The organism is Janthinobacterium sp. DSP2-3-3, assembly GCF_049897325.1.
Classification (GTDB): domain Bacteria; phylum Pseudomonadota; class Gammaproteobacteria; order Burkholderiales; family Burkholderiaceae_D; genus Janthinobacterium.
Genome location: NZ_JAFCWA010000009.1, coordinates 53,603 through 64,730, shown reverse-complemented (window position 1 = coordinate 64,730; position 11,128 = coordinate 53,603). Strand labels below are relative to the sequence as shown.

9 protein-coding genes are annotated in these 11,128 nt (G+C 66.5%); 8 read left to right on the top strand and 1 reads right to left on the bottom strand.

The features are described from left to right. The first annotated feature begins 16 nt into the window (after window positions 1-16). From gspL to ACP7DE_RS18405, 8 genes are read left to right on the top strand one after another with little or no spacing between them, the layout of a single operon-like run. The gene (gene gspL / locus ACP7DE_RS18440) at window positions 17-1,246 is read left to right on the top strand and encodes a type II secretion system protein GspL (protein ID WP_426073442.1); all 1,230 of its coding nucleotides are present in this window, start codon (window positions 17-19) and stop codon (window positions 1,244-1,246) included. Beyond that, on the top strand, window positions 1,243-1,776 hold the full coding sequence (gspM, locus tag ACP7DE_RS18435; RefSeq protein ID WP_426073441.1) for a type II secretion system protein GspM: 534 nt from the start codon (window positions 1,243-1,245) through the stop codon (window positions 1,774-1,776). Before gspL ends, gspM begins: the two co-directional genes overlap by 4 nt. Next, complete coding sequence (locus ACP7DE_RS18430) at window positions 1,773-2,549, top strand: type II secretion system protein N (protein ID WP_426073440.1); 777 nt, start codon at window positions 1,773-1,775, stop codon at window positions 2,547-2,549. The genes gspM and ACP7DE_RS18430 overlap by 4 nt, the downstream gene beginning before the upstream one ends. Beyond that, the gene (gene gspD, locus ACP7DE_RS18425; protein ID WP_426073439.1) at window positions 2,546-4,789 is read left to right on the top strand and encodes a type II secretion system secretin GspD; all 2,244 of its coding nucleotides are present in this window, start codon (window positions 2,546-2,548) and stop codon (window positions 4,787-4,789) included. Before ACP7DE_RS18430 ends, gspD begins: the two co-directional genes overlap by 4 nt. 10 nt (window positions 4,790-4,799) lie before the next feature. Further along, complete coding sequence (gene gspE, locus ACP7DE_RS18420; RefSeq protein WP_426073438.1) at window positions 4,800-6,221, top strand: type II secretion system ATPase GspE; 1,422 nt, start codon at window positions 4,800-4,802, stop codon at window positions 6,219-6,221. Window positions 6,222-6,231: 10 nt separating this feature from the next. After that, window positions 6,232-7,452 (top strand): type II secretion system inner membrane protein GspF, encoded by a 1,221-nt coding sequence (gspF, locus tag ACP7DE_RS18415; RefSeq protein WP_426073437.1) that lies wholly within the window; start codon window positions 6,232-6,234, stop codon window positions 7,450-7,452. Window positions 7,453-7,468: 16 nt separating this feature from the next. Next, on the top strand, window positions 7,469-8,029 hold the full coding sequence (locus tag ACP7DE_RS18410; protein ID WP_426073436.1) for a type II secretion system protein N: 561 nt from the start codon (window positions 7,469-7,471) through the stop codon (window positions 8,027-8,029). A gap of 58 nt (window positions 8,030-8,087) precedes the next feature. Next, the gene (locus ACP7DE_RS18405; RefSeq protein ID WP_426073435.1) at window positions 8,088-10,343 is read left to right on the top strand and encodes a patatin-like phospholipase family protein; all 2,256 of its coding nucleotides are present in this window, start codon (window positions 8,088-8,090) and stop codon (window positions 10,341-10,343) included. On the opposite strand, the gene ACP7DE_RS18400 is transcribed toward ACP7DE_RS18405, so the two are convergent. Continuing rightward, the gene (locus ACP7DE_RS18400; protein WP_426073434.1) at window positions 10,316-11,101 is read right to left on the bottom strand and encodes a helix-turn-helix domain-containing protein; all 786 of its coding nucleotides are present in this window, start codon (window positions 11,099-11,101) and stop codon (window positions 10,316-10,318) included. The two genes, ACP7DE_RS18405 and ACP7DE_RS18400, sit on opposite strands and share 28 nt — an antisense overlap. Between the last annotated feature and the right edge of the window lie 27 nt (window positions 11,102-11,128).

The following is an 11,128-nucleotide window of genomic DNA, read 5'->3' as shown; positions in this document are numbered from 1 at the left end:
CTGAAAGCGAGTCACTTTGACAATATTGTATATCCGTCACCCGGCCAAGGCGTCCACCGACAGCGCGCCTGCCTGCTCCTTCGTGCTGGCCGGCGACGGCGGTGCCCTGCAGCAGCAGGGCAGCGCGCCGCTGGGCAGCCTGGGGCAGCTGATTGCCGGCGCGAAGCAGGTGGTCTTGCTGCTGGCGGCGGCCGACGTGACGCTGCTGCGCCTGAAAACCCCGCCGCTGGCCGGTGCCCGCCTGCGCGCGGCCTTGCCTGGCCTGGTGGAAGAACACATCCTCGGTGACACCCAGGATTGCCTGCTGGCCGCCGGTGCGCCCGACGCTGCCGGCATGCGCACGGTCGCCGTGGCGCAGCGCGCCTGGGCCGAGGTACTGGTCAAGGCTTTGCTGGCGCAGGGCGCGCGCAAGGTGGCGCTGCTGCCGTCGCAACTGTGCCTGCCCTTGCAGCCGGGTAGCGTGACGGCATCCTTGCACGCGGCCGGCGACGGTCTGGAACTGGCCTTGCGCCAGGCGCCGCAAGAGGGTTTGGGCCTGGTCTTGCCAGCTCAGCCACAGCAGGCGCTGCTGACGACGCGCGCATTTGCCGGAGACGTGCCCCTGACGGTCTACGTGGCGCAGGCCGAGCTGGCGCAATATCAACAGTTCGCTGCCGGCATGGATGGCGTGACGCTGGAACCCGACCATTGGGCGCACTGGATCGCCGGCGCCAGGGGCGCGGGGCTGGACCTGGCGCCCGCACTGGGCACGGCCACGGGATCGGCCACCGAATGGCGCCGCTGGCGCTGGCCGCTGCGCCTGGCGCTGCTGGCCGTGATCGTCAACCTGGCCGGCATGAATATCGAATGGATGCGCTTGAAGCGCGAGGCAGCCACCGTGCGCACCTCGATGCAGCAAACCTTCAAGGCCGCGTATCCGAATGAAGCGCCCGTATATGGCCTGGAAGCGGAGCAGATGCGGCGCAATATCGCTGCTGCCCGCCTGCAAAGCGGGCAGGCGAGCATGGATGACTTCACCAGCATGAGCGCGGCGCTGGGCGAGGCGCTGGGCGGGCTGGCCGGGCGCGGCGTGGTAGCCTCGCTGGAATACCGCGAACGCAGCCTGATCGTCAAGCTGAAACCGGACATGGTCGACGCCAGCGCCCAGGCGCAGGTGCGCGATGGCCTGGCCGCGCGCAAGCTGTCCTTGAATGAAACGGCGCCGGGCGTGTGGAAGATCACGCCGGCCACGGGAGCAAAAGCATGAGTGCAGCAGTCAACAAGGCGCGCGCCGCGCTGGTGGGCCAACAGCAAAATGTGCAGGCATTCTGGGCCGAACGCACGCAGCAGGAGCGCAAGCTCTTGACTATCGGCGCGGTGGTGGCGGGGCTGGCCCTCGTCTATGCGGTGTTCTTCGAGCCGGCCTGGTCTGGCCGCATCGCCTTGCAAAAGAGCTTGCCCGAGTTGCGCCAGAACGCGGCCCAGTTGCAAGCGCTGGCGCGCGAAGCGGGCGAACTGGCGCGCCAGGCGCCCGTGCAGGTCGCGCCCATGGGCCGTGAAAGCCTCGATGCTTCCTTGAAAGCGCGCGGCCTGGCGCCGCAATCGCTGTCGCTGACGGGCGAATATGCGCGCGTGCAGCTGAATGGCGTGCCGTTTGCCAGCGTCATGTTGTGGCTGGACGGCTTGCGCCGCGAAGGCCGCGTGGCGGTGCAGGAAGCGAAGATCACGGCGCAGGGCAAGGCGGGGCTGGTCGATGCCAGCCTGACCCTGCACCAGAGCCCGGGCGCGGCACGATGAGGCGCTTGCTTGGTTGGTTGCTGGCCATCATCGTCAGCGTCTGCATCACCCTGCTGGTGTTTTTCCCGGCCGGCTGGGTCGCCGGCATCGTGGAAAAGCAGACGGGCGGACGTTTGACCTTGGGCGACGCGCAAGGTACCCTGTGGCGCGGCTCGGCCTTTATCGGCGGGGCGGCCAGCGCGAACGGCGCCGTGACACCGCTGCTGCCGGGGCGCTTCAGCTGGCGCATTTCGCCCTCGGTGCTGTGGGGATCGGCGGATGTGGAATTGCAAAACCCGCAGGCGCTGTCGCAGCCGGTGAACTTGCGCGGTTCGTGGTCGCACTGGCAGGTCAGCCCGGCGGCCCTGCTGCTGCCGGCCGATGGCCTCGGTGGCCTGGGTGCACCGTTAAATACCGTGGCGCCGACGGGCAGCATGCGCTTGTCGTGGAGCACCTTGGAGCTGGCCCTTGAGCAGCGGCAGTTTTCCGCCGTCGGCCGCACCACCTTGCAGCTGACGGACATGGCGTCGCGCCTGTCGTCGCTGCGTCCGCTGGGCAGCTACGAGCTCGATTTCGATTGGCAGGGGCAGCAGGCGACGTTGACCTTGCGCTCCATCAAGGGACCGCTGCTGCTCGACGGCAGCGGCAGCCTGCAACAGGGGCGCATGCAGTTTTCCGGCCAGGCCCAGGCCGCAGCAGGATATGAAGAGACCTTGGCGAGTTTGTTGAATTTGCTGGGACAGCGCCGTAGCAATAGCGAAAAAAACATCATCGCCTTAGAGTTCAGACAATGAAAAAACCATCCGTGAGCCCCCATACTTTCTCCTTTTCGCTGCGCCGCCTGTCGGCCGCTGCCTTGCTGTGCTGTTCCGTAGCCGGCATGCCGGCACCCGCCTGGGCCGCGCCCGGCGATGAAGCGGCGCTCAATTTTGTCGGCGCCGACATCGAATCGGTGATCAAGGCGGTGGGCCATTACACCAACATCAATTTCGTCATCGACCCGCGCGTCAAGGGCACGATCACCCTGGTGTCGGAAAAATCCATCAGCAAGACGCAGGCCTTCGGGCTGCTGGCCTCGGCCTTGCGCCTGCAGGGCTATGCGGTGGTCTCTGGCGACGGTTACGCGAAAGTGGTGCCGGAAGCGGACGCCAAGCTGCAATCCGTGCCAACCCAGGTGGGCAATGGCGCCAGCCAGGTGAAGGGCGACCAGATCGCCACCCAGGTGTTTTACCTGAACTACGAATCGTCGGCCAACTTGCTGGCCGTGCTGCGCCCCTTGATCTCGCCGAACAACACGATCAACGCCAACCCGGGCAACAATTCGCTGGTGATCACCGATTACGCGGATAACCTCAAGCGCCTGGCGAAGATCATCGCCGCGCTCGACGTGCCCGCCTCGACGGACCTGGACGTGATCCCCGTGCGCTACGCCATCGCTTCCGACCTGGCTTCGATGGTCAACAAGCTGATGGAAGGTGGCAATGCGGGCGCCGGCGCGGCCGCCGACACGGGCAAGGTGTCCGTGCTGGCCGACCCGCGCACCAATTCGCTGGTGCTGCGCGCGCCATCGGCGGCGCGCGCCAACCTGGCCAAGTCGCTGATCTCGAAGCTGGACCAGCCCACCACGCAGCTGGGCAATGTGCATGTGGTGTACCTGAAAAACGCGGACGCCACCAAGCTGGCGCAAACCCTGCGCTCGGTGGTGACGTCGGATGGCACGGCCGCCACGGCGCAGCAGGGCACCAGCAACCAGGGCACGAATAACCAGATCAGCCAGAACAACAGTGGCATGAACAGCACTGGCCTGGGCGGCAATACGCAAAGCGGCACCTCGGGTGGCGCCTCGCTGAACAACGGGCCGCAGCAGTTGTCGTCCGGCGGCGCGGCCGGTTTCATCCAGGCCGACGCATCGACGAATACCCTGATTTTGACGTGCAACGAAGCCGTCTACCGCAACCTGCGCGCCGTGATCGACCAGCTCGACGTGCGCCGTGCCCAGGTCTACATCGAGGCGCTGATCGTCGAAGTGACGTCGGCCAAGGCATCCGAGTTCGGCGTGCAGTGGCTGGGCCTGTCGGGCGACAGCACCAGCAACTACCGCGTGGGCGCGCTGCAGTCATTCGCCTCGGGCACCAGCAACAACATCGCCGCCATCGCCACGGGCGGCGGCAAGGTCTTGCCGACGGGCGGCCTGACGGTGGGCATCTTCAAGCAGATCAACGGCGCGCTGGGCCTGGGCGCCGTGGCGCATGCGCTGGAATCGGACGGCAACGCCAACATCCTGTCGACGCCGAACCTGATCACCCTGGACAATGAACTGGCGACCATCAAGGTGGGCCAGAACGTGCCTATCCTGACGGGCCAGTACACCAGCACGGCCGGCACCAACACCAACCCCTTCCAGACCATCGACCGCAAGGAAGTGGGCCTGACCCTGAAGGTGCGTCCGCAGATTTCCGAAGGCGGCACGATCAAGCTGGGCATCTATCACGAGACGTCGAGCGTGGACAAATCCACGTCGACGGCCGTCAGCGGTATCACCATCAACAACCGCGTGATCGAAAACAATGTGCTGGCAGACGATGGCCAGATCATCGTGCTCGGTGGTCTGATCGAGGATAGCACGGGCGACAATGCGGAAAAAGTGCGCGGCCTGGGCGATATCCCCCTGATCGGCAACCTGTTCAAGTACCAGACGCGCGAGCGCAAGAAAACCAATCTGATGATCTTCCTGCGCCCTGTCATCGTGCGCAACAAGGAGCAGAGCGGCAGCCTGGCGGCCGACCGCTACGACTATATGCGCTCGGCCGAGACGGCCGCCGTGCCGGCGACGGGCAATCTGATGTTGAAAGACCTGGGCACGCCCGTCTTGCCGGCTTTGCAGGATGGCCAGCCGGTGGGCGGCAACATGGTGACGCGCCCTGTGCCGCCGGCACCGACGCCGCCGCCAGGCGCGCCGGCAAACGCGGCCACGCCACCGCAGCCGCTGCTGCAGCAATACCAGCAGCAGTCACAGCCGCAGCAGCAGAAGTGATGGGACAGCCATGAGTAATCTGCTTCCCTACGCCTACGCGCGCGATTTCGGCGTGCTGGCCCGGCCCGGCGCGCTCGATGGCGCCCCGGTCGAGGTGCTGGTGGCCGCATCGACGGCGCCGGCGGCGATTGCCGAAGTGTCGCGCCGTTTCGGCCGGATTCAATTGACGGTGCTGCCGCGCGGCGAACTCGATGCGGCGATTGCCGGCGCCTACGCGGGCGGCGGCGGCGATGCGTCGCAGATGGCCGATGAATTCGACGCCGACCTGGATCTCACCAAGCTGCTGCAAGACGTGCCGGCCATCGAGGATTTGCTCGAATCGTCCGACGACGCGCCCGTCATCCGCATGATCAACGCGCTGCTGACGCAGGCGCTGCGCGAAGGCGCCTCCGACATTCACATCGAGCCGTTCGAGCAGACCTCCGTCGTGCGCTTTCGCATCGATGGCAGCCTGCGCGACGTGGTGCGTCCAAGGAAAGCCATCCACGGCTCGCTGATTTCGCGCATCAAGATCATGGCGCAGCTCGACATCGCCGAAAAACGCTTGCCGCAGGATGGCCGCATCACCCTGCGCGTGGGCGGCAAGCCCGTCGACGTGCGCGTCTCGACCCTGCCCACCGGGCATGGCGAACGGGCCGTATTGCGCTTGCTGGACAAGGAAGCGGGCCGCCTCGACTTGCAGCACCTGGGCATGAGCGCGCCCATGCTGAAGCAATTCGATGGCCTGATCACGCAGCCGCACGGCATCGTGCTCGTTACCGGTCCTACCGGCTCGGGCAAGACCACCACCCTGTACGCGGCGCTGTCGATGCTCAATGCCACCACCACGAACATCCTGACGGTGGAAGACCCGATCGAGTATGACCTGGCCGGCGTGGGCCAGACGCAGGTCAATCCGCGCATCGACATGACCTTTGCCAAGGCGTTGCGGGCGATTTTGCGGCAAGACCCCGATGTGATCATGATCGGCGAGATCCGCGATCTGGAAACGGCGCAGATCGCCGTGCAAGCCTCGCTGACGGGCCATCTGGTGCTGGCGACCTTGCATACCAACGACGCGTCGGCGGCCGTCACGCGTTTGCTGGACATGGGCATCGAACCGTTTTTGCTGTCGTCGTCGCTGCTGGGCGTGCTGGCGCAGCGCCTGGTGCGCAAATTGTGCGGCTCCTGCAAGAGCTTCGATGGCCAGTACTGGCAGGCGGTCGGCTGCGAGCAGTGCGGCCAGACGGGCTACCAGGGCCGCGTGGGCGTGTACGAGCTGCTGCGCACGACGGAGCAGATCCGCGCGCAGATCCACAACCGCGCGTCGGAAGCGGACGTGCGCACGGTCGCCCTGCAGGATGGCATGACGAGCATGCGCGACGACGGCGAACGCTGGCTGCGCGACGGCACCACCACGCAGGCTGAATTGCTGCGCGTCACCAAAGACTAGGCCCGCCACCATGCCCGCATTCCGTTATGAAGCCGTCGATGCCCAGGGCGCTACCCGCAAGGGCGTGCTCAATGCCGACAGTCCCCGTGCCGCGCGTGCCGAGCTGCGCGTGCAAGGCCTGGTGCCGCTGGCGGTCGAACCGATCGCCGCGCAGGTCGACGCCGCCGGCGTCACCAGGCGGCGCGGCTTCGGCGAGCGCCTGTCGAGCACCGAGCTGGCCCTGTTTACGCGCCAGCTGGCCAGCTTGCTGGAAGCGGGCCTGCCGCTGGAACAGGCGTTTTCCGCGCTGTTGGAACAGGCCGAGCGGCCATACCTACGCGACCTGATCGCCTCGATCCGCTCGGAAGTGATCGGTGGCGCCGCATTTTCCGACGTGCTGGCGCGCCATCCGCGCGATTTCGCGGAAATTTATCGGGCGCTGGTGGCGTCGGGCGAGCAGATCGGCCATTTGTCGCGCGTGCTGTCGCGCCTGGCCGATTACATCGAGCGGCGCAATGCGCTGGTGCAGAAGGTCAAGCTGGCGTTTACCTATCCGGCCATCGTCACGGTGGTGGCGTTTTCCATCGTGATCTTCCTGCTCACCTACGTGGTGCCGCAGATCGTCTCGGTCTTCGCCAATACCAAGCAGAAGCTGCCGCTGCTCACCGTCATCATGCTGGCGTTGTCGGACTTTGTGCGCAACTACGGCATCGTCGTGGCGATTGCCCTTGTCGGCGCGTGGTTCGCCTGGCGCCGCGCGCTGCAGCAACCCGCCTTGAAACGGCGCTGGCATACCTGGCTGCTGACGGCGCCCCTGTACGGCAAGTTCGAGCGCAGCTTGAATACGGCGCGTTTTGCCAGCACCCTGGCCATCACCACGGGGTCCGGCGTGCCGATCTTGCGCGCGCTCGACACCAGCCGCGATACGCTGACGAATGTGGCGATGCAGGAACTAGTGGAAGAAGCCAGCGGCGCCGTGCGCGAGGGCGTCAGCCTGGCGCGCGCGCTGTCGGCGCAAAAGCATTTTCCGCCGATGCTGATCCACATGATACGCGCCGGCGAAATCACGGGCGAGCTGCCGGCCATGCTGGAACGCGCCGCCAGCGCGCAGGAGCAGGATCTGGAACGCCGCACCCTGACCATTGCCGGCCTGCTGGAGCCGGCCCTGATCCTGGCCATGGGCGTGGTGGTGCTGCTGATCGTGCTGGCCGTGCTGATGCCGATTATCGAAATCAATCAGCTGGTCAAATAAGAGACTCAAGGAAGCCATGAAGCGTTTGCCTCAATTTACAAGTTTGCTCGCCGTCGTGGCGCTGTCCGTGTCGCTGGCCTACTGGGCCATGCAGCTGTTCAAGGCACCGCAACGCCCCATCAATCCACCCGTCGTGCCGGTGGTGCAGGATGCCAGCGTGGAGGCGGGCGCCTCGTTGTTCGGTGGCCAGGTCAGCGTGGCCACGGCCAGCAATTACCAACTCAAGGGTGTGGTGGCCACCAGCAATGGCCGCCGCAGCGTGGCCATCATCTCGACTGACGGCAAGCCGTCCGTAGCCCTGCCCGAAGGCGCCGAGGTGGCGCCTGGCGTGACGGTGCTGGAAGTACATGCGCGCCATGTGCTGCTGCGTGATGGCGGCGTAAGCAAGCGCATCGACCTGGTGGCCGACGACAAGGCGCTGGCCTTGCCGGCGCAAATGTCTGCCACCCCATCGCCGTCCGCCGCCCCCGCGCCGACAAACAGCCTGGTGCCGCCGCCGCTGCCGATGGAGCAGCAGCGTGCGGCGACCATGATGCCGGCGCCGCAAGTGAGCAGCAGCGTGCCGCCGTCAAACTAACGCTGTTTTTATCGTATTTTGCCGATGGCGCCGTGCCGCCATCGCCACAGGAGTCAACATGTTCTTGATCCGTGCCGTCCTGGCGGGCTGCGTGGCGGCGCTGTGCGTCTTGCCGCCGGCTGCCGCAGCAGACGTCTCCGCTGCCACAGTCTCCCCCGCTGCCACCCTTGCCGTCCCCGCGCCGGTATCGGCGCGTCCGCGCATCGCCTTGGTGCTGTCGGGTGGTGGCGCGCGCGGCCTGGCGCATATCGGCGTCTTGAAAGTGCTGCAGGAGCTGCATGTGCCGATCGACATGGTGGTCGGCACCAGCATGGGCGGCGTGGTGGGCGGCGCGTATGCGGCCGGCGCTTCCGTGGCGGACCTGGAAAAGATGGCGCGCGAGACCAACTGGGCGCGCGTGGTGGCCGACCGGCCGCCGCGCGACGAGCTGGCTTTCCGCCGCCGCGAGGAAGATTTATTACTGCCGTCGCGCATCGAATTTGGTGTGAGCCGCAATGGCATTTCCACGCCGCCGGCCGCGGCCAGCAATGCGGCGCTGGAGATGGCCTTGAACCGGCTGCTGCCGGCCGGCATGCGCGACCGCCCCGCCAGCCAGTTGCCGCTGCCCTTCCGCTCGGTGGCGTCGGACCTGGTCAATGGCGAGCTGGTGGAACTGGTCGACACGCCGCTGTTCCTCTCGATGCGCGCCTCGCTGGCCGTGCCGGGCGTGTTTTCCCCCGTGCGCGTGAATAACCGGCTGGTGGTCGATGGGGGCCTGGTGCGCAACCTGCCGGTCGACATGGCGCGCGCCATGGGCGCCGACATCATCATCGCCGTCAACGTGGGCACGCCGCTGGCGCCGGAAAAAGATCTGGGCAGCGCCATCGGCGTGGCGCAGCAGATGCTGCAGATCCTCACGGAGCAGAATGTGCAGCGCTCGCTCAAGGAATTGCGCGCGCAGGATATCCTGGTGGCGCCGAATTTGACGGGCGTCAGTTTCCTCGACTTTGAAAACTATGCGCGCGCCATGCGCGCCGGCGAACAGGCGGCGCAGGCATTGGCCGCCCGCCTGGCGCCGCTGGCCCTGCCGCCGGAACAGTATGCGGCGCGCGAGCAGCTGCGCCTGGCCGCGCCGGCCTTGCTGGACGTGGCCCTGCCGCTCACGCGCCTGGCCGTGGAGAGCGAAGGCGACATCAATCCGCGCATCCTGCAGGCGCAATCGGGCCTGGTGGAAGGGCAGGCCGTCAGCCAGGAAGATGTGCTCAAGGCGGCGGCCAGGCTGTATGGCCGGGGCGACGTGGCGCGCGTGGAGACGGACGTGATCGATTCCGGCGACCAGCGCGCGGTCACCATCAAGGCGGTCGAAGCGCCGTGGGCCAGCAACCGCCTGCGCGTGGGCCTGGAACTGGCCAGCGATTTCAGGGACAGCAATAATTTCGCCCTGAAGCTGCTGCATGCGCGCTCGAACCTGAACAGCTGGGGCGGCGAGCTGCGCAGCACGGCGCAGATCGGTAATACGCGCGGCTATGGCGTGCAGTTCTGGCAGCCGCTGGGCGCCGGCAACCCGTGGTATATCGCGCCGCAGTTGCAATACACTTCGTCGGCGATAGATTTGTTCGACAATGGCCGGCGCAGCGCCCGCCTGGCCTATAACGGCCAGACAGCTGCACTGGTGCTGGGACGCCAGTTCGGTACCTGGGGTGATTTGCAGTTCGGCGTCGCTCGTACGGAAGTCAAGGGCAAGCTGGCGATTCCGGCCGACCCTACGCAGCCGGAGTCGCGCGCGCTGGGCACCACGCAGTTCGTGCGATTCCGCGCCGATACGCTCGATTCGCCGGGCTTTCCCACGCGCGGCGTCTTGCTTGAGGCCACCTGGGCGCGCGATACGACCACGGGGGCGGGCGAGGCGGCCCTGGGCCAATCGTCCATCACGGGGTTAAAGGCCTTTGGCCGCGGCAACTGGGCCGGTCACGTGTATGGCGAATGGGCGCGCTCACAGCGTGACGAAGCGCCGCTCAATCTCGGTGGTTTCCTGCGCCTGTCCGGCACGGAATTTGAATCGGTGAGAGGACGCAGTATCGCCTTCGCGCGCTTCGTGATGGCGCGCCGCATCGGTTCCCTGCCCAGCACCCTGGGCGGCGTCGTGCGGGCCGGCTTTTCGCTGGAGATGGGCGGCGGCTTCGATCAGAGCGAACGCTGGAAAGCCAGCAAGTTCACGCAGGCCAGCAGCGCCTTCATCTCCGTCGACACGCGCTTCGGTCCCGTGTATGTGGCGGCGGGCGCGACCAAGGGAGGCGAGAGCACGCTCTATCTGTTCCTGGGACCGGTCTGGTAAGCGGCGCCCGGCGCGGCGGCCGCCGTGCTGCGGCGCAGGGCCGTGAAGGCGGCAAATTCCCATGAGCGAAAGCCCAGCAGCAGGGTGAAGCCATCGCGTTCGGCGGGGGCCAGGCGCCGGTCGTTCTGGTGCAGCCGCGCCAGTTCCTCGGCCAGCTGGCGGATCTTTTGCACCAGTTCCTGCGCGCTCGACAGCGACAGGCGCGCCGGGATGCACATCAGGGTTTCGCCTGCGCCATCGAAATGCCCGCTGAAATAATCGGCCACCACGTGTTCGCGGAAGTACTGCTGCACCGGACCGTCGGCCAGCCAGTGGAAGGCGTTCGAGACGCGCAGGCTGTAGCGGTTCAGCGGTTTGAGTTCGATCAAGCCTAGCCGGTCCAGCTCGGCCAGGCAGCCGATGCATTCGGCCTGCGTCAGCGCATACGTTTCCACCACCTGCTCCAGGCTCCAGTGGCCCAGGCAGCAGATCGCCACCAGCAGCAGGCGCGGATGCGCCACCAGCGACTTTTCCTGCACCAGGGTGAGCGTGTCGGCATGCGGCGTGATGTCGGCCGCGCCGCGCAGCACGTCTTCCATGGCGATGCCCGAGGCCTTGCAGATCAGGGCCAGGCGCGACAGCGACATGTCGTGCTGGCCAAACATGCGCTTGACGCTCGACTCGCTCATGGCGATGCGTTCGGCCAGTACCTTGTACGTGATGCCGGCGGCGCGCAATTGGGTGCGCAGCACACGCAAAACCAGTTCAGGTGAACTCACGAGATATCCTTTTTTACAAGTTTAGTA